This is a genomic window from Hwangdonia sp. (assembly GCF_048381975.1).
Taxonomy (GTDB): Bacteria; Bacteroidota; Bacteroidia; order Flavobacteriales; family Flavobacteriaceae; genus Hwangdonia; species Hwangdonia seohaensis.
This window is the reverse complement of the sequence record NZ_JBLWYT010000003.1, coordinates 99,599-120,536: the sequence shown is the minus strand read 5'-3', so window position 1 is coordinate 120,536 and position 20,938 is coordinate 99,599. Positions and strand designations below refer to the sequence as shown.

Below are 20,938 nucleotides of genomic sequence, written 5' to 3'. Positions count from 1 at the left end.
ATCCTATAAAATGCATAAAAGTCGTTTAATCATATTAACTGTTTGTTTTTCAATATTGATTTTTGCCGGTTTTAAAGGCAATTCTCAAGAGAGCGAGCCACTGTTCACCCTACTTTCAAGTGAACACACCCATATTGATTTTAACAACACCATTGAAGATGAAATTGAGCACAATATCTTAATTTATTCCAACTATTACGGTGGTGCCGGCGTTGGGGTTGGCGATTTTAACAACGATGGGTTACAGGATATTTTTTTCGCCGGAAACTTAGTTGGCGATCGTTTATATTTGAATAAAGGGGAATTTCGGTTTGAAGACATAACGCAATCTTCGGGCATTTTGGATAATGGTGGTTGGTCTTCCGGCGTTATTATTGGTGATATCAATAATGATGGTTGGCAGGATATTTACGTAACTAGGGAATTATACGATGGCAACCCAGAAATCCGAAGAAATAAATTATATATAAATACCTCTAAAGATAATCCAAATGGTAAAATTACTTTTAAGGAATTATCAAAAGCCTACGGTTTGGATAATTCTGAAAGAACAAGACACGCCACTTTTTTAGACTATAATAAAGATGGTTATTTGGATGTGTTTTTGCTAAATCAACCTCCAAATCCTGGGAATTATTCAAACATGTATTACGTTGATCGTAAACAAGAACGATTTGCTCCAAGGCTTTATAAAAATAATGGTAATGAAACGTTTTCAGATGTAACCTCAAAAGCAGGACTCTTAAAATTGGGCAATGCAAATAGCATTTCGGTTTTTGATGCCAATAATGATGGTTGGCAAGATATTTACATAGCACACGATTTTAAAGCACCAGATGCGCTTTATTTAAACAATACGGACGGCACGTTTAAAAATGTTGCCGATGAATCGCTGCGTCATATTTCCTATTTCAGTATGGGTGTTGATGCCGCAGATATCAATAACGATGGCAACCTCGATGTCATGGTTTTGGATATGGTTGCAGAAGATAATTACCGCATTAAATCGAATATGAGTGGCATGAATCCACAGTCGTTTTGGAATATTGTAAATAGCGGAGGCCATTACCAATACATGTTTAATACGTTACAGCTGAATCAAGGGGTTTTTTCAAACACACCACAGTTTAGTGATGTGGCACAATTGGCAGGTGTATCGAGTACAGACTGGAGTTGGTCCAATGTCATGGCCGATTTTGATAACGATGGCTTTAAGGATATTTACGTAACCAACGGGCTTTTTCGAGATATTAGAAATACAGATTCAGATAAAGAAGTTGGAAAATACATTACCAAAGTAGCCGACGATTTTGTGAAAAACAATCCTACAGCGGGCGATGTTACCCTTTGGGAAATTTTAGATTTAGATGAAGCCCTTAGTCTTGTGCCTTCAGTAAAAATTTCAAATTATGCCTTTAAAAATAAGGATGGACTAACTTTCGAAAAAGTTTCGGAAGCCTGGGGGTTGGACCAAAAAACATTTTCAGCAGGTTGTGCTTATGCCGATTTTGATAATGATGGCGATTTAGATTTAGTGGTCAATAATGTAAATGATTTGGCCTCAATTTATAAAAACAACAGTAATGAAAATCCCAACAATCATTTTTTACGGGTTGCGCTTACAAATACCGAATCTAATCAATCAATGCTCGGATCAAGGGTTGAAATTACCCAAGGCAACACAACACAACTTTATGAATTTACTAGCGTGCGGGGTATGTATTCCTCAAGTGAACAAGTTGCTCATTTTGGGTTAAAAGATAACAGTAATATAAGCACTATCTCCATTACTTGGCCAAACCAACAACAAAGCGTTTTAAGTAATATTAAACCAAATCAGCTGTTAACTGTCGATTTTGGTTCATCTAAAAAAGTCAACCCAACAGTACCGCAACCCAAACAGATCTTATTTACCGAAACCCATAATTTTAATCACGTTCATAAAGAAAATATTTTTGACGACTTTGATAAACAGGTTTTATTGCCTCATAAACAATCTCAATTTGGTCCAGCATTGACAACAGGCGACATTAATGGCGATGGATTGGAAGACGTATTCGTTGGTGCTGCAACGGGTTTTCCCGCTGCGATATATGTTCAAAATAAAAAAGGCTTCTTTAAAAAAGCCGTTCAAAATTCATTTTTAGAGGATGCTAAATTTGAAGATATTGATGCATTGTTTTTAGACATGGATGGCGATGGTGATTTAGATTTATATGTGGTAAGCGGAGGCAACGCATGGGAAGCCAATTCTATACACTACCAAGATCGTATTTATGTAAATAACGGAAAAGGAAAATTCACCGTTTCAAAAAAGGCACTGCCAAAATTTACTGAAAGTGGTGCTTGTGTGCGTCCTTTTGATTATGATAACGACGGCGATTTGGATTTATTTATAGGTGGGCGCCATAACCCATGGGATTATCCCGCGCCAACAAATAGCCGCATTTTAAAAAACGAAAACGGCATTTTCAAAGATGTTACTAAATCAATCGCTAAAGACCTTTTAAAAATTGGATTGGTTACAGATGCGGTTTGGATGGATTATAACAACGACGGTCTTACAGATATAATTTTAACCGGCGAATGGATGCCCATTACATTTATTAAAAACACTGGTGAATCATTTGTAAAGGACGCTAGCAATAATGGTTTATCAAACTCTGAAGGCTGGTGGTATAGCATTGAGGCAAGCGATATGGATAACGATGGTGACCTCGATCTGGTTGCTGGAAACTTAGGGTTAAACTATAAATATCAAGCAGCAATTGAAGCACCTTTTGAAGTCCATTATGACGATTTTGATGACAACGGAAATAAAGATATTGTATTGAGTTACTATAATTTTGGCGAACAATTTCCGCTAAGGGGCAGGTCGTGTTCTTCACAACAGGTTCCCAAAATCGCCAAGGAAATTAAAACCTATAATTTATTTGCATCATTGAATCTTAAAGATGTGTATGGCGAATCTAATCTGGCAACGGCCTTACATTATCAGGCTAAAACCTTTGCTAGTGCGTACATTGAAAATCAAGGCGATGGTAGTTTTAAGTCCACACCACTTCCCAACGAAGCCCAATTTTCTAACATCGATGATTTTATTTTAGAAGATTTTGATGAAGATGGTCATAAAGATATTTTATTCGTGGGTAATATGTATCCTGTAGAAATTGAAACCACCAGAAACGATGCCGGTGTTGGCCTTTATTTAAAAGGGGACGGAAACGGTAATTTTAAAGCAGTAAATACAAGTGAAAGCGGCTTTTTTGTACCTGAGGATGCCCAAAGTATGGCAAAAATTAAAGTGAAGAATGGTGAATTAATAATCGTAGCTGTGAACAATGATGTATTAAAGAGTTTCAAATTAAAAGCAAATTAAAAAATGAAAATAATCTCAACAAACCCTTCTCGAAATTACGAGCCTATTGGAGAGGTGCAGATGACCTCAAATATAGAGATTGAAGCTTTGGTTAAAAGCGCCCATAGAGCTCAAAAAAAATGGGAAAAGGTTAGCTTGTCTAAACGAATTTCGTATTTGAATGAATTGCTAAATCGATTTAGTTTAGAGCGTGATAAGTTGTCCCAACTGTCCAGTAAAGAAATGGGAATGCCTATTTCCCAAGCAAGGGGAGATATGGAAAATGGGATAAACTATTTTTCATGGTATCTCGAAAATGCATCAAAATACTTGAGTCCCGAAATAACTTATCAAAAAAACGGGGAGATAAACGAGGTGCATTATATGCCAATAGGTGTTGTGGCTTCAGTTATTTCATGGAATTTTCCTTTTTCTATTTTTGTGTGGCAGGTCATCCAAAACTTGATTGTTGGTAATGTGGTAATTTTTAAACATTCAGAAGAAACGCCGTTATTTGGAAAAGAAATAGAAAGAATTTTTAAAGAATCCAATATCCCCGAAGGTGTTTTTACAGAAGTTTTTGGGGGAAAAGAAACGGGTGAGTTTTTAATGCAACAAGATGTTGACATGATTACGTTTACCGGAAGTTCAAAAGTCGGTAAAAAACTGTATCAAATTGGAGCAGAAAAATTCATTCCCGTATTGATGGAATTAGGAGGTTCTGCTCCGGGAATTGTTTTTGAAGATGCCGATTTAGATAATATAATAGAAAGTTTATACATTAAACGTTTTTTAAATTGTGGCCAATGTTGCGATGGATTAAAACGACTGATTGTACATGAAAGCAGATGGGATGAAACTATCGAAAAACTATCCGAAATAATAGGAAATAAAAAGTTCGGACTGTCTGAAGATGAAGCTACCCAAATAGGGCCGCTGACATCAAAAACACAAGTTGATACCATTGAGAAACAAGTTAATGATGCGATAAATAAAGGTGCTAAGGCAATTATTGGCGGGAAGCGACCCAAGCATTTAAAAGGGGCGTTTTTTGAGCCTACCATTTTGGTTAATGTAACAAAGGATATGGCCGTTTGGAACGAGGAAGTTTTCGGACCTGTATTACCCGTAGTGTCCTTTAAAAATTATGACGAGGCTATAGGCTTGGCGAATGATACAAAATATGGTTTGGGCGGATATGTTTTTACTGAAGATAAAGAGCTCTTTAATCAAACTGTTTTTGATGTTAAAACGGGAATGTTGGCCCATAACAGTACAAGTTATGTAAAACCTTGTAACCCCTTTGGAGGCATAAAAGACTCTGGTATGAGTAGGGAAAACGGAAAATTTGGATTTCACGATGTTTGTCAAATCAAAATAATTTCAAGAGATGAATAAAAACAATTTTCACTAAAAATTAAATTTATGGACAAATTTGTACTCTCTAACCTAGACCTAGGTATAATCATCGGGTATTTTATATTTATAATGATATTGGGTTTTTTCATTGGTAAAAAACTAAAATCCGCCGATGATTATTTCCTAGCCGGAAGATCCATGATTTGGCCATTTATAGGTGTTTCCTTATTCGCATCAAATATTTCAAATGCTAACCTACTGGGATTAGCAGGGGAAGCATACGAATCTGGAATTGCTGTTTTTAATTATGATTGGATGGCGGTAGTTGTACTCGTACTGTTTGCAATCTTTATTTTACCGATATACTTAAAATCCAAAATGTTCACTTTACCTGAATATTTGGAAAAGCGGTTTGACCAGCGTTCGCGACTTTACTTTTCAGCCTTAACTTTAGTTGGTAACATTGTTATAGAAGCGGCTGCGGTTTTATATGCCGGCGCTTTAGTCGTGCAATTAGTATTTCCAGACATTCCCGTTTGGCAAATTGTAACCGTATTAGCTGTGGTTGCCGGTGCTTATACAATATCAGGTGGTTTGAGTGCGGTAATTTATACCGATGCAATTCAAGCCTTGTTACTCGTTATGGGGTCTGTAATTATAACGGTTATCGCTTATAATTCTATTGGTGGTGTCGACGGTATTCGTGAAGTAGCAACCACGGGAACATTAAATCTTATAAAACCAGCGGATGACAAAGCGTTGCCGTGGCCTGCACTTATAGTGAGTTTGCCTTTGCTCGGTTTTTATTATTGGACAACAAATCAATTCATCACCCAAAGAATACTGAGCGCAAAAAGTATAGATCATGGTCGGTGGGGTGTTTTATTCGCAGGTTTTTTAAAACTGATAACCTTGTTCATTATGATATTACCAGGCGTTATGGCAAGAAAACTTTATCCCAATCTCGAAAACGCAGATTTGGTATTGCCTACCATGATATTCGATTTATTACCACAAGGTATTATAGGTTTAGTTGTGGCAGGCATAATAGCGGCATTAATGTCGAGTTTAGATTCTACTTTAAATTCTGCATCTACATTAGTTACAATGGATTTTGTACATAAATTTAAACCCAATCTCAACACAAAACAGTTAATGAATGTTGGCCGGATAACCACGGTTTTATTTATGGTTTTCGCAGTGCTTTGGGCACCTCAGATAGCAAAATTCGATTCATTATTTAGGTATTTGCAAACCATGTTATCTTATATAACCCCACCAATTGCAGCTGTGTTTTTATTCGGGTTATTTTGGAAAAAAACGACCTCTAATGCAGCATTCAACTCTTTATTGATAGGAATGGCAACAGGAATAATCATATTTTTAAATAATGTCATTTTCGAAAGTATTGATATCCATTTCTTATATGTGGTTCCGGTATTATTTACGGCAACGAGTCTCTCTTTGATAATAATTAGCCTGTACTCCAAGGAAACCAAAAAAGATGTAGAGGCATTCATTTGGAGTAGGGAGATTTTTAACCAAGAAAAAATCGAATTAAAAAATAAAAAATGGTACTTGAATTATAGAATCTTATCCATTATTCTTTTAATAATAACCGCAATTTTAGTGTACATATTTAGATAAAAAAACATAATAAGATGATAGAAAGCAATAACAATAAAACCAAAAACAAATTGAATATTAATAGTCTTATCTCTAAAATGACACTGGCAGAAAAAGTGTCTATTATCCATGCATCGCAAAAATTTGAATCGGGAGGCGTAGAACGCCTAGGTATAGATAACTTGGTGGTTTCCGATGGACCTCATGGAATTCGTCCGGAATTAATTCCAGATATAGTCGCTTTTGTTCAGGCTGGAAGAGACGACGATTTTTCAGTTTATTTACCAACCGAATTGGCTTTAGCTTCAACATGGAATATTGATTTCGCTTACGAGTTTGGTAAAACTTTAGGTACAGAAGCTAGGTATAGAAAAAAAGAAGTCTTGTTGGGCCCAGGCATAAATATTATCAGAACACCTCTTAACGGGCGGAATTTCGAATACTTGAGCGAGGATCCGTATTTAACAAAAACATTTGCCGTAAAATACATTATCGGTGTTCAGGACCAAGGTGTGGCAGCGTGTGCCAAACATTTGGTGGCCAACAACCAAGAATGGGAAAGGTTTACCATAAGCTCGGAAATGGATGAAAGAACACTGCAGGAAATATATTTACCTGCTTTTAAAGCTGCCGTTTTAGAAGGAGATGTAAAATCTATTATGGGCGCATACAATAAATTTAGAGGGCAATATTGCTGCCATAATGATTATATATTAAATCATATTTTAAAAGAAAAATGGGGGTTCGAAGGCTTGGTGATGTCCGATTGGAATGGCACCCACGATACTATTGAGGCCGGGAATAACGGGCTCGACCTCGAAATGGGAACCGAACAAGAATGGGACAATTACTATATGGCAAACCCGTTAATTGAAGCTGTTAACAACAACCAAGTGCCCATGTCTAAAATAGACGATAAGGTAAAACGGGTTCTTAAAGTAATGGCTTTTGTTAGGAATTTTTATACCAGTGGTTTGGAAGCTTTGGATACAGACAAGCACGACCATTTTGCGTTAAAAGTTGCCAGAGAGTCTATTGTTTTACTTAAAAACGAAAATCAACTTTTACCGCTAAATCCTTTGAGCTTGAAAAAAGTATTAGTGGTTGGTTCAAATGCTAAGAGAAAACACGCTATAGAAGGCGGAAGCTCACAAGTTAAAGCACGATATGAAGTAACGCCGTTAGAAGGGATTCAAAATCATTTTACTGATGTAGAAATTACATATTGCCAAGGCTACTCAGAAGATGAGGATGCAAATGCTGATGCGTTAAGGGAAGAAGCTGTAAACGCAGCAAAAAACGCCGATGCTGTTATTGTTGTTGGTGGACTTAACCATACGGGACATGACAGGGAATATATTGACAGAGTGGACATGAATTTGCCTTATGGTCAAGACGATTTAATCGAGGCCTTGGTCGATGCAAATCCAAACACGATAGTCTCTTTGGTTGCAGGAACACCAAATAATATGAGCCGTTGGATTGATAAAACCCCTGCGGTAATTCAGGCTTGGTACAACGGTATGGAAGGCGGTAACGCTTTAGCGGAAGTGCTTATTGGAAAAACAAACCCATCTGGTAAACTTACCATTACTTTCCCTAAAAGACTCACCGATTCTCCGGCGCATTCAAGTCCAAAATCATATCCAGGAGTTGATGGGAAAGTGTTTTATGATGAAGGAATTATGGTGGGTTACAGACATTACGATACGCATAAAATAAAACCCCAATTTTGTTTTGGCCACGGGTTGTCGTACACTTCTTTTTCGTACAGTAACCTGAGTGTCTCAAATTCAAAGTTAACAGATGATAAAGAAACCATTCAAGTTAAATTTAACGTGGAAAATTCGGGGAGCTTAACGGGGTCAGAAATTAGTCAATTATACATTGCTCCAAAAAACAGTTTGGTAAAAAAGGCGGCAAAAGAATTAAAAGGATTTTCGAAAGTGAAATTGAATCCCAATGAAAATCAAAATATAGAACTGACTTTAACCAAAATCGAATTTCAACATTTTGATGAGAATACAAACGAATGGGCTGTCGAGGCTGGGAGTTACGATATTTTAATAGGAAGCTCTTCCGAAAATATACATCTCGCCACAACGATCGACGTCGAATAATAAATTGGACAAATAGCAAGCGGCATTAACAACTAAATTTTTTTTTTGAGCTTTTATGGAACAAATATTTCAGCATTTAAAAAGTAAAATTAAAGGCGAGGTTTTAACCGATGCTGCATCATTAGGGATGTATTCAACAGATGCTAGTATTTATCAAATTAAACCGATAGCCATTGTACTGCCAAAAGATGCTGATGATGTTGGTATCGCCATAAACACTGCTTTTGCCAATAATATTGCCATTTTACCTAGAGGTGCTGGTACAAGTTTAGCGGGACAAACCGTTGGGAAATCTATGATATTGGATTTTTCAAAATATATGAATGCCATCATTGAAATTAACGAAACCGAAAAATGGGTTCGTGTGCAACCGGGCATGGCAAGAGACGATTTAAACGCTGTTTTGGCGCCTTTAGGTTTGCATTTTGCACCCGATCCCGCAACCAGTAGTAGAGCCAATGTTGGTGGTATGGTGGGAAATAATTCATCGGGTACCAAAAGTGTTTTGTTCGGAAAAACGGTAGACCACGTCTTGGAAGCCCATGTTATTCTAGCCGAAGGAACACCCTTGCATTTAAAGAATTATTCACCGGAAGAATATCAAAAAAAAGCAGCACAAAACAATCGTGAAGGCGAAATTTATAAAACATTCAAAAATTTAGTACTTCAAAATCAAGAAGAAATAAAAGCCCGTTTTCCAAAGGTTATGCGGCGCGTTGGCGGTTATAATTTAGACGAGTTTGTCTATACTGATAATTGGAACTTAAGCAAACTTATTTGCGGCAGTGAAGGAACGCTTGCCACAACGGTGGAACTAAAATTGAATCTCGTTGATCTTCCCAAACATAAATCCGTTTGTGTGGTGCATTTTTCTGAATTGCTGGAAGCTATTTCCGCAGTCGAATCGATGTTGGAATTCAATCCTTCCGCAGTAGAAATTTTAGATAAAACGGTGGTTGGGTTGAGCAGAGAAAATTTATTGACAAAACACCACTGTCATTTTATCGAAGGTAATCCGGCTGCAATTCTTATAGTTGAATTTTATGGAGATACCAAAGCGGATGTGATGGACAGGCCTCAAAAAATGATAGCCTATTTAAAAGAGAATAACTTTGGATATGCCTATCCTTTATTCCCGGAAGGAAAATCCTATGATGATGTTTGGGTAGTGCGTAAAAAAGGATTGGGTTTGATGCTCGGTTTAAAAGGAAACAAAAAACCTTTACCGTTTATTGAAGATGCTGGGATACCCTCAGAATCATTACCCGAATACATAGACCAAGTATTAAAGGTTTGCGAAAAACACCAAACCAAGGCTGCAATGTACGCCCATGCAAGCGTTGGTGTTATTCATGTAAGACCTATTTTAGATTTAAGATTGGCAGAAGATATTGAACGACTAAAAAACATTACCGAGGATACTTTTGAGTTGGTCATGAAATACAAAGGGTCGTGGAGCGGAGAGCACGGAGATGGATTGGTAAGAAGCGCCTATAATAAACGGTTTTTTGGCGATACACTTTACAATGTCTTTATGGATATTAAAAAGCTAATGGATCCTAAAAACTTAATGAATCCGGGAAAAATCATTGAAGCTCAAACCATTGAGAAGAATTTAAGATATGGGGTTAACTATAAAGATGAAAAGGTAAAAACCGAATACAATTATAAAGCCGAAGAAGGATTTGAAGCCGCAGTACATATGTGTTCTGGTGTTGGTGAATGCCGAAAGGTTTTGGGCGGAACAATGTGCCCTAGTTTTAAGGCTACCAGAGATGAAGAACATTCTACACGCGGGCGAGCCAATGCGTTGCGCTTAGCCATGTCAAACCAATTGGGGGCAAATGCACTTTCCGGTAAAAGATTGCATGAGGTGATGGATTTATGTTTGTCCTGTAAAGCATGCAAGTCCGAATGCCCAAGCAATGTGGATATGGCTAAAATGAAGGGTGACGTATTGCAAATGTATTACGACCAAAATAGGATATCTTTTAGGGATAAATTGATACGCGACTCTTCCAAGGTGGCAAATAAAATTTCTGGAGCCACGTCGGGCATTGTAAACGCCATTCAAAAATCGAGTATATTTAAGTATATTTTAGAAAAAGCTGCGGGTTTTGATAAACGTAGAACCCTACCGGATTTTGCGAAAGAACCTTTTTATAAATGGTTTGCTAAAAATGCGTTTAAAACAAACAAAGGGAGCAAAAAAGTTGTTTTGTTTGCTGATACCTATTTAAATTATCACGAGCCACAAGTTGGAATTTCAGCACTCGAATTATTGAATTCCTGTGGTTATGAAGTTGTTTTAGCAAATGTGGGCTGTTGCCAACGTCCAAAAATTTCCCATGGATTTTTAAGAGATGCGAAACGTGAAGGTGCAAAAACCATTGAGGGATTAAAACCTTTTTTGGACCAAGGATTAAAAATTGTGGTGTGCGAACCAAGTTGTGCTTCGGCATTAAACGATGATTTGCCGGATTTAATTAGCAATCAAGAAACAGCAGAACAATTAAAAAATGGTGTTAGGATGATTGATGTTTTCCTATCGGATGAATATAATAACGGCAGGTTGGATGTGGATTTTGAACCCGTATCAGAACAAATTGTAATTCACGGACATTGCCATCAAAAGGCCCTTTACGGCACAAGTGCCATGAAATCATTGTTAAAAAATTCTAAGAAAGACGTGTCGGAGATTCCATCCGGTTGTTGCGGAATGGCAGGGTCTTTTGGTTATGAAAAAGAGCATTACGACTTGTCGAAAAAGATTGGCGAAGACATTTTATTTCCCGCGGTTAATAAACTAAAGAAAGATTCAGAATTGGTGGCTTGCGGATTTAGTTGTCGCCATCAAATAGAACATTTTACAGAAGCAAAACCAAAACATTTTGTTGAGGTTATTCGAGCTATAAAAAAATAAGATTTTTAAAATATAAATTATCATGAGACAGATAAACGAGCTAAACACGAGTAACAGAATTTTAATGGGACCAGGCCCAAGCGATGTGCACCCAAGGGTATTAAAGGCGATGTCTACCCCATTGGTCGGCCATTTGGATCCGGAGTTTTTAGAAGTCATGGACGATATTAAACAAATGACTCAGCAAACCCTAAAAACCAAAAACCCATTAACGTTTGTGGTTTCTGCACCCGGAAGTGCCGGTATGGAAACCTGTTTGGTAAACCTGTTGGAACCGGGCGATGAAGCTGTAATTTGTATCCATGGAGTTTTTGGAACTAGACTAGTAGATATTGCTGAGCGTTGTGGTGCTAAAGTGATAAAAGTAGAATCAGAATGGGGCAAACCAATAAATCCAAACGAAGTTAAGAAAGCCTTAGCAAGGTGTAAACCTAAGTTGCTTGCCATAGTTCATGCGGAAACATCAACCGGTGTTTTGCAACCGTTGGAAGAAATTAGTAAACTCACAAAGGAGTCGGGTGCTTTATTGGTTGTAGATGCGGTTACCTCATATTGTGGTGTCGATTTAAGGGTTGATGAATGGGGCATTGATGCTTTGTATTCGGGAAGCCAAAAGTGCTTAAGTGCGCCTCCGGGATTATCGCCAGTTACTTTCAGTCAAGCTGCTATTGATGTTTTGGATCATAGAAAAACAAAGGTTCAAAGTTGGTTTTTAGACCTCACTATGGTCAAGAATTATTGGGAAGGCGCCAAAAGGGCTTATCATCACACAGCTCCTGTTTCCGCGATGTTTGCCATGAGGGAATCGCTCAGGTTGGTATTGGAAGAAGGATTGGAAAATCGGTTTAAAAGACATCAACAAAACCATGAATTGTTAAGAGATGGATTAGAAAATTTAGGATTTGAGTTTTTGGTAGAAAAAGAATATAGATTGCCCATTTTAAACGCCGTTAAAATCCCTAAAGGATTAGACGAACTCGCCATAAGAAAACAATTATTAAACGAATATAATATTGAAGTTGGAGGAGGCTTAGGGCCATTTGCCGGAATAATTTGGCGCGTTGGATTAATGGGCGAGAGTGCCACTATAAATCATGTAAATATGCTATTGGGAGCTTTAAAAACCATAATCAAATAGAAGATTTCAACATGAAATATGTACTGTTTAATCCTATAAATCAAACCAAAAATCATTTATACCACAATAACTTTTTAAGAATGAATTCATTGATGGCATGAAATGAATATTATTAAAATAAAACTTTGAATCATGGTTAGAAAACAAATAAACATTTTCATATTTTTTTTAATGCTTTTCCAATTTGTAGCAGCACAGGAAAAGTATGAACCTAATTGGGAATCAATTGATACAAGACCGGTAGCTCCTTGGTTTGAAGATGCTAAATTTGGTATTTTTATTCATTGGGGGCCTTATTCCGTTCCGGCTTGGAGCCCTGAAGGAACCTATGCCGAATGGTATCAATATTGGATGCAAAACAAAACTCTTTCGGGCAATGGCAAATTTACGGGAAAGGAAGTTTACAATCACCATGTAGAAACCTACGGAGCGGATTTTAGTTATTACGACTTCGGAAAAATGTTTACCGCCAAAAGCTATAATGCCGATAAATGGGCGAAACTTTTTGAAGACGCCGGTGCAAAATACATGATTATTACCTCAAAACACCACGATGGTTTTACATTGTGGCCTAGCGAAACAGCAAATAAATCATGGGGTTTTAATTGGAATGCCAAAGACCTTGGTGCAAAAAGGGATTTATTAAAGGAATTAGAACTTGCGGTTAAGAAAACAGATGTAAAGTTTGGAACCTATTATTCTTTTTTGGAGTGGTTCAATCCAATTTATATCAAAGACAAAGAGAAGTTTGCCGTAGAACACTCGAAACCCCAATTTAAAGAACTTGTCGAAAACTATAAGCCTGATTTAATATGGTCAGATGGTGATTGGGGCATGAGTCCTGAGCAATGGCGTTCTCCCCAATTGTTAACATGGCTGTTCAATGAATCTTCAATCGGTGACTCGGTAGTTATTAATGATAGATGGGGAGATGGCACAAGATTTAACCATGCCGGTTATTATACGAGCGAATACGGTTCGGAATTGGATGGAAGCAAGCCTTGGGAAGAATGTAGAGGTCTTGGTTTTTCTTTCGGATATAACAAAAATGAAGATGCTTGGGATTACGCTTCCGAAAGAACATTAATTTATTTATTGTTAAATGTGGTAAGCCACGGAGGAAATTTATTGTTGGATATAGGCCCTGATGCAGACGGTAATATCCCACCAATTATGCAAGATAGGTTATTGGCCATGGGAGAATGGTTGAATGTAAATGGCGATGCTATCTACGGAACAAGAAAGTGGAAGCATGCCAGCCAATGGTCAGAAAAAGGTATAAAAAACTGGAAACCGGAAGGTGTTCATTACATGCCCAATAACGTAATTATAAAACAAACCATCGACCCCGAACCAGGATATGCGGTACGTGAAATATTCTTCACAAAGAAAGGCGAAGATGTTTTTGCCATTGTGCCCAAGTGGCCAAAAGACACGTTAGAGATTCGCGATATAAAAGTTTCCAAAAACACTGAAATTACTTTGGTGGGTACCGATATTAAGATCGATTTCGAACAAAAAGGAAAAGATATCATTTTAAATATTCCTTGTTTGTCGCCAGAAGAACTGCCATGTAAATATGCTTATGCGTTTAAAATATCACAGTAGATAAAAAATCAAACACATCATTAAACGCGATAAGTTTTCGAAATTCAAAAAAATAAAAATATTAAGTATGAATAATAAGCAATTTGCAGTTCAACTATTCATTTTCATATTCAGTTTGAGTATGTTAGGGCAAAGTAATTCAGATTTCGAATCAAAATTTACCGTTGCGCATTTAAAATCGGCACCCGTTAAACTCATTCCCTTTCCGCAAGAGTATAAATGGCAAGATGGATATTTGAATTTATCAGAAGTTACCATTGATTCAAAAGAAATAAGCAATCAAAACACTGTTGTATTATCAGAATTAAAATCAATATTAAGTGCGAACAATATAAAAGTATTGGCAAACGCTTCCGCCTTCATAACTTTCAAAAAGGATAAAAAAATTAAAGATGAAGGGTATAAATTAAAAGTTGCAAAAAAAGGGATATCCATCGCTTCATCATCAGAAAGCGGTCGTTTTTATGCTTTGCAAACTTTACGACAATTAATCGATAATGCCCAAGTTCCTTTCGTGGATATTTCAGATTGGCCTCAACATGCTTTTCGGGGCTATATGATTGATGTTGGAAGAAATTACCAAAGTATGGAGAGCCTAAAAAAGCAGCTGAATATTATGGCAGCGTATAAGTTAAACAAGTTTCATTGGCATTTAACCGACAGGCCAGCTTGGAGAATAGAAAGCAAATTATATCCTGAACTTACATATAGCAACAACCATAGACAGACCAGAGACCCGGGAATCTATTATACCTATGATGAAATACGAGAAATTTTTAAATATGCCAAAGACAGACACATTCAAGTAATTCCTGAAATTGATATGCCGGGGCATAGCGATTCCTTTGTAACATCTACCGGAGTTAAGATGGAATCTGAAAAAGGCATGGAAATTTTAGAAGGTGTTTTAAATGAATTTTTCACTGAAATCCCTCAAGAAGACTGCCCCATAATCCATATTGGCTCTGATGAAGTAAAAATCCCCAACCCCAAAGGATTTATAGCCGCCATGGTAAAAATCTGTAAAGATGCCAACCGAGAAGTTGTCGTATGGCATCCCGGATTAGAGGTTGATGATGATGTTATTCACCAAACTTGGATTGCGGAAGATGTTAAACCCGGTAATTTTAGGGAAATAGATTCATGGCATAATTATGTGAACGGTGCAGAGCCCATGATGCAAATCCAAAGGCTGTTTTTCAGACCTATCGGGTTTCCTTCAGTGAATAACGTTATTGGCGGCACGCTCTGTTTTTGGCCCGATGTAAATTTAAAACACGAATCGGAGACTTTTGAGCAAAACCCGGTTTATTCTTCCATGTTAACTTACGCTTGGACAACCTGGACAGCTGATTTAGCAAAAGGATACCCGGAATATTACACCAAAATGCCATCAAAAGACACAAAGGCATTAGATTATTACAGTGCTTTTGAAGATATTATATTGTATCATAAAGAGAAATACTTTTCAAATGAGCCGTTTCCGTATTTCCGACAAAATGATAAAGAATGGCAACTTATAGGGCCTTTTAATGGCGATGATGGCGATGTGATATTAAAGGAAATGAAAGAGACTTATAATTATGGCGATACGATTTTATCTTGGAAAAATGCCATTGGAAATACCATTGTAATGAAGGAGCGTTGGATGCTGACTGGACACTTTGAAGATGCTAAAGTAGGACAAACGGTTTATGCCATGACTTATATACATTCGGATGAAAACCGTGAAATTGAAGCTATGATTGGATTTGAAACCGCTTTAAGAGCAAATAAAATATATTTAGGAGTTCCTAAAATTGGTTCTTGGGATCCCGCAGGAGGAAATATTTGGGTAAACAACAATCCGGTTGCTCCACCTTTATGGGAAAATGCAGGTTGGAAACCCTCTAAGCAAACAGGTTGGGGCTCAAAAGTAGATCAAGAAATTCCTTGGGAAGAACAAGACTTCTATTGGACCAGAACACCGACTAAAATACAATTAAATAAAGGTTGGAATACCGTTTTTGTGAAAATTCCCCGTGCTACTACCTATCAAAATTGGATGTTTACTTTTATTCCAACAGATATGAGTGGATTAAGATTTAGCCCTGATAAAAACTAGGATGCAAAAGAATAGTTGGCAGCCTAAAAACCTGCAAACTTTTCTTTCATGTTCAGTTAATAGATTTGTAGAATTCGATAAGCTTGCTAAACTTTTTATAAAGCTTAAGTTTTTTGCTCTCGTTAGTAAGTCCAATTTTACAGTAAGTTTACATCTTTTAAAATATATTCTTTAAGCTTTGGATCGTCAGTATTAAGATCGGTAACCATGGTGCCAATATCTTTTAGGCTACAAACATCATAATTATGCCTTACGTTTAATTTATTTGAGGTAGCTAAATAAACAATCCTGTCAGAGGCATCAATCATGGCCTTTTTTATTATAGAAACCTCGTAGCCTTCATCTGTTATACCTTGCTCAATATCTACACCGCTTACACCTATAAAACAGATGTTTGCTCTTATGTTAGAGAGATATTGGATAACATCAATGCCTGTTGTAACCATTGAGTTTCTATGAATTTTACCTCCAATAAATATAGTTTCTATTAATGGATGTTCGGTTAATTGCATGGCTATAGGCAGGCTATAGGTGTAAATGGTTGCTTTTATGTTTTTTGGAAATAATTTAGCAAGCATTAGGTTTGTGGTGCCTCCGCTCATAATAATAACCAAACCATCTTCCAATAAAGTAATGGCTTTTTGAGCTATAAGAATTTTGCTTTCTCGATTGTATATAACATCTTCATTATAATGATAAAGTTTTTGGATAGTTGAGATGGCACCACCATGTATTTTAGTTAATAATCCGCGCTCATCCAATTGTTTAATATCTCTTCGTATGGTATCTTCAGAAACGTTTAGTTTTTCAGATAAACTAATAGAACTCACTTTTCTGCTAATATTTACTTCATCAATTATTTTTTGTTGACGTTCTTTTTTTTTCATTTAAATCTGTTTTAAATATAACAAAAATGCGAAATTGTGTATTAATATAAGTGTTTTTTGCGTGTTTATGCTTGTAAACTTGCATGTTTGAAAAACAAATAATGGGTTTCGGCATCGCTATTGCTAACTTTTGCTAATGTATAAAATTATGGGTACTTCTAAAATAATAATTTTATTAAACGCTTAAATTAAAGGTAATTGTTTTTCGTGTTATGGAACAGGATTAATGATTAAATATAGCGTTTACAAGTCTTTTTTAACATGAATCGTGATAAATGTTATCCTAATAAATATTGTTTTTCTTATAAGCACAGAATTAGTTTTGTTATTAAAGCAGCGTTTAATTTATATCGGAGGTTTAAAAAAATACAATAATTAAGTATCGCTTCAACTAATAAATTTGCTTTTTTATGGTTAATCGCATTATCATTTTATTAAATTTTTGCTGTTTTTCTTTTTTTGTGATAAATAAGGTGTGATTTAATAGGATTATTGCATTAAAATAGTAGTTAATTACAGTTTATTTGTATTAAATACGCATATTTTTGCAAAAAAAGTGCTGTTTTGTAATTTGTTTTTATATTTTTACAGAAACTACAAATACTATAACTTATATGAAAAATTATTATTATCAAATGCTCACCTTGTTAATGGTGTTTTTTGTGCATAGTGCTTTTGCGCAATCTGCATCCATTTCTGGTGTTGTTACAGAAAAAGGAACAGGTATACCTTTAGTTGGCGTAAATGTTATTATTGATGGCACTTCAGAAGGAAGTGTTACGGATTTTGATGGTAAGTACGCTATTCAAGCAAACGATGTTGCAGGTAAATCGATTGTTTTTAGCTTTATCGGTTTTAAAACTGTTACTCAAGTTTTAACTGGCGAAAACCAAGTAATAAACATCGCGATGGAAGAAGATGCAACTAGCCTTGATCAGGTGGTTGTAACAGCTTTAGGGATTAAAAGAGAGGCAAAGGCCTTGGGTTACGCCCTGAGTAAGGTTGATGGCGATGAATTATCGCAAGTAAAAACCACAAGTGCTGTAAACTCATTGCAGGGTCGCGTTGCAGGGGTTAATATTTCAACTAGTAGCACTGGTGCTTCCGGTTCAAGTAGGGTAATTATCCGTGGTGCAAGTTCCTTAACAGGCAACAATCAACCATTGTATGTAGTTGATGGTATACCGGTTATAAACAACACAAATGGTTCGGTTGTAGGCCCTACGAATGATGGAACTGGTGATGGTGGCGACGATATATCATCACTTAATCCTGATGATATCGAATCTGTTTCCGTATTGAAAGGTAGTTCAGCTTCAGCACTTTACGGTTCGTTGGCCTCAAATGGTGTTATTATGATTACCACAAAATCAGGAAAAGGACAAAAGAACCTAGGTATAGAGTACTCTAGTTCGTATACGTTTGATAGGATAAATACAAGTCTTCAAGATATGCAAACCATATATGGGCAAGGAAACAATAGGCTGAAACCAGGATATGAATACGATGTAAATAATAATCCGGTAGAAATTTCAAATGTTGAAAATGCTATTGATGATTCTTTTGTAAGTTCATTACAATCTTGGGGTGCTATAATGGATGGTTCGCTGGTATATAATTGGGATGGCGTTAAAAGGCCGTACAGTTACAAAGGCAATAATTTAGATAAGTTTTATGATACCGGCACAACGGCAGTAAACACCTTGGCATTAACAAAAGGAGGTGATGGATACAACTACCGTTTTTCTTTTTCTAATTTAGAAAACAAAGATATTTTCCCAGGATCGACTTTAAACAGAAAATCATTATCGTTAAATGCATCGGCTGAGATTAATCCCAGATTAACTTCAACAATTAATGCTAAATATGTTATTGAAAAAGTACACAACCGTATTAATATTGGAGACACGCCAGGAAATGCAAATACAGTAGCGTTTGTGTTGCCTAGTAGTTTAGATATTTACGATTTAAAACCGGGGTCTAATACAGAAGGAACAGAGCTTCTATTTCAGCCAAGTCAATTTATTTCAAACCCATATTGGGCCGTCAATGATTTTAATAATGATGACAGGAAAAACAGACTAACCGCATCTACCAATTTACGTTACGATATAACAGATTGGTTGTATGCATCTGGTCGTGCTGGTATTGATACCTACGATTTGTCAAGAAGAAATGTAACACCTTACGGAACGGCTTATCGTCCTGCGGGTCAATTAGAGCAAAGAAAAGCTACGTATTCATCTTTTAATGCAGATGTTATGCTAGGGATAGATAAGGCTATTACTGGTAAAATATCAACTAATTCTATTATTGGTGCCAATACAAGAACGTCAACTTTTGACCAGTTAAGCGCGCTTGGGAGAGGTTTTATTGTAATTGGTTTAGAGGATTTAAACAATACAACTTTACCCGAACCAACCAATAGTTATTCTAAAACCAAAACCAATTCGTTGTACGGTTCTTTTGAATTTGATTACGATAAATTCTTTTACCTCACATTTACAGGAAGAAATGATTGGTTCTCAACCCTGTCTTTTCCTGGTAAACAAACTCCAAATAACGACTTTTACTGGTCTGTAAGTAGTAGTTTATTGTTAAACGAGGCTTTAAATTTGCCAGATGTTTTTACTTATACTAAGTTAAGGGCAAGTTATGCGCAAGTGGCCGGAGGTGCTAGAAATGCCTATGCCTTAAATTTAGACTACGCTATAACAGGGTCGTTCCAAGGACAATCATTTGGACAATTAAATGGAAACTCTATACCTAACCCTAATTTGGTGCCGTTTCAAAAAACAGAATACGAATTTGGTTTAGATGCGAGATTTTTTAATAATCGTTTAAATCTTGATGTCGCTTATTACCATAACCAAACCACTAATGACATTGTTAGGGCCGCGGCGTCGCAATCATCTGGTTTTACATCATCGATCCTAAATATTGGTGAATTGGAAAATAAAGGAGTTGAATTGTTAATTGGTGGTACGCCTATTAAAACCGAGAATTTTTCATGGAACACATCGTTTAACTTAGGTTTTAACGAAAGTAAAATTATTTCTACGGATGATGAAGATACACCCATAAATGTTGATGGCAGCCAAACCCGATCAAGAACAGCGATAATTTCCCATATCGTTGGCGAAAACTACGGTGTAATTTTTGGATCGTCTTATAAGAGAGATGAAGACGGAAACATTATGTACGATATTAGTGGTACAATTCCAAGACCCATTCAAGGAGAAAATAAAATATTAGGGCAAGGTGTTGCGCCTTATACATTAGGTTTTTCAAATACCTTCAGATACAAAAACGTATCATTAGGGTTTTTAATTGATGCCAAATTTGGTGGAAGCGTGCATTCAGGCACCAATAGAGAATTGATGTTAAGAGGATTACATAAAAAAACGCTCGAAGGTAGAGAAACAGGCTTAGTTGTTTCGGGAATCGACGATGCTACTGGTCAGCCATTTACAGCAACTGTAGCACCAGAAAATTTAAGAACGTATTATGGCCGAATTGGAGAAGAGAGCGCAGGTATATCTGAGGAGTTTGTTTACAGTACCGACTTCATTAAATTTAGAGAGCTAAGTTTGTCGTATAATTTGCCAAAAGATATTCTGAAAAATATTTTTATTAATGATTTAAGAGTTTCATTAATTGGTAGAAACCTTTTCTTTATTCATAAGGAAATTGACAATGTTGACCCGGAAGCAGCTTTAAACAACCTGAATTCCCAAGGCATTGAAAGATTCGGAATACCATCAACCAGAAGCTATGGTTTTTCTGTAAATGTTAAATTTTAAAAAGAAAAGAAA

Annotated in this window: 10 protein-coding genes; 9 read left to right on the top strand and 1 reads right to left on the bottom strand. The window is 36.4% G+C overall.

Translation table 11 applies throughout. The features are described from left to right. Positions 1–10 precede the first annotated feature (10 nt). The 8 genes from ACN5J7_RS06710 to ACN5J7_RS06675 all read left to right on the top strand — a co-directional run bounded on the left by ACN5J7_RS06710 (position 11) and on the right by ACN5J7_RS06675 (position 16,236). Positions 11–3,379: an FG-GAP-like repeat-containing protein gene (locus ACN5J7_RS06710; RefSeq protein ID WP_418603306.1), complete on the top strand. Its 3,369-nt coding sequence runs from the start codon at positions 11–13 to the stop codon at positions 3,377–3,379. Positions 3,380–3,382: 3 nt separating this feature from the next. Next, entirely contained in the window at positions 3,383–4,756 is a 1,374-nt protein-coding gene (locus ACN5J7_RS06705; protein WP_418603305.1) for an aldehyde dehydrogenase family protein, read from the top strand. A gap of 27 nt (positions 4,757–4,783) precedes the next feature. Beyond that, on the top strand, positions 4,784–6,364 hold the full coding sequence (locus ACN5J7_RS06700) for a sodium:solute symporter (RefSeq protein ID WP_418603304.1): 1,581 nt from the start codon (positions 4,784–4,786) through the stop codon (positions 6,362–6,364). A gap of 14 nt (positions 6,365–6,378) precedes the next feature. Then, on the top strand, positions 6,379–8,463 hold the full coding sequence (locus tag ACN5J7_RS06695; protein WP_418603303.1) for a beta-glucosidase family protein: 2,085 nt from the start codon (positions 6,379–6,381) through the stop codon (positions 8,461–8,463). A 55-nt stretch (positions 8,464–8,518) separates the two neighbouring features. After that, positions 8,519–11,386, top strand: coding sequence for an FAD-binding and (Fe-S)-binding domain-containing protein (locus ACN5J7_RS06690; RefSeq protein WP_418603302.1), 2,868 nt, complete (start codon positions 8,519–8,521; stop codon positions 11,384–11,386). A gap of 22 nt (positions 11,387–11,408) precedes the next feature. After that, positions 11,409–12,524, top strand: a complete 1,116-nt coding sequence (locus ACN5J7_RS06685; protein ID WP_418603301.1) for a pyridoxal-phosphate-dependent aminotransferase family protein — start codon at positions 11,409–11,411, stop codon at positions 12,522–12,524. 171 nt (positions 12,525–12,695) lie between these two features. After that, the gene (locus ACN5J7_RS06680) at positions 12,696–14,132 is read left to right on the top strand and encodes an alpha-L-fucosidase (RefSeq protein WP_418603300.1); all 1,437 of its coding nucleotides are present in this window, start codon (positions 12,696–12,698) and stop codon (positions 14,130–14,132) included. A gap of 67 nt (positions 14,133–14,199) precedes the next feature. Then, positions 14,200–16,236 carry a family 20 glycosylhydrolase gene (locus ACN5J7_RS06675; protein ID WP_418603299.1) on the top strand — a complete coding sequence of 679 codons (2,037 nt, stop codon included), beginning with the start codon at positions 14,200–14,202 and terminating at the stop codon, positions 16,234–16,236. A 137-nt stretch (positions 16,237–16,373) separates the two neighbouring features. On the opposite strand, the gene ACN5J7_RS06670 is transcribed toward ACN5J7_RS06675, so the two are convergent. Then, complete coding sequence (locus ACN5J7_RS06670; protein ID WP_311940397.1) at positions 16,374–17,123, bottom strand: DeoR/GlpR family DNA-binding transcription regulator; 750 nt, start codon at positions 17,121–17,123, stop codon at positions 16,374–16,376. A gap of 614 nt (positions 17,124–17,737) precedes the next feature. Here ACN5J7_RS06670 and ACN5J7_RS06665 point away from each other — a divergent pair. After that, positions 17,738–20,926 carry a SusC/RagA family TonB-linked outer membrane protein gene (locus ACN5J7_RS06665; protein ID WP_418603298.1) on the top strand — a complete coding sequence of 1,063 codons (3,189 nt, stop codon included), beginning with the start codon at positions 17,738–17,740 and terminating at the stop codon, positions 20,924–20,926. Positions 20,927–20,938 lie beyond the last annotated feature (12 nt).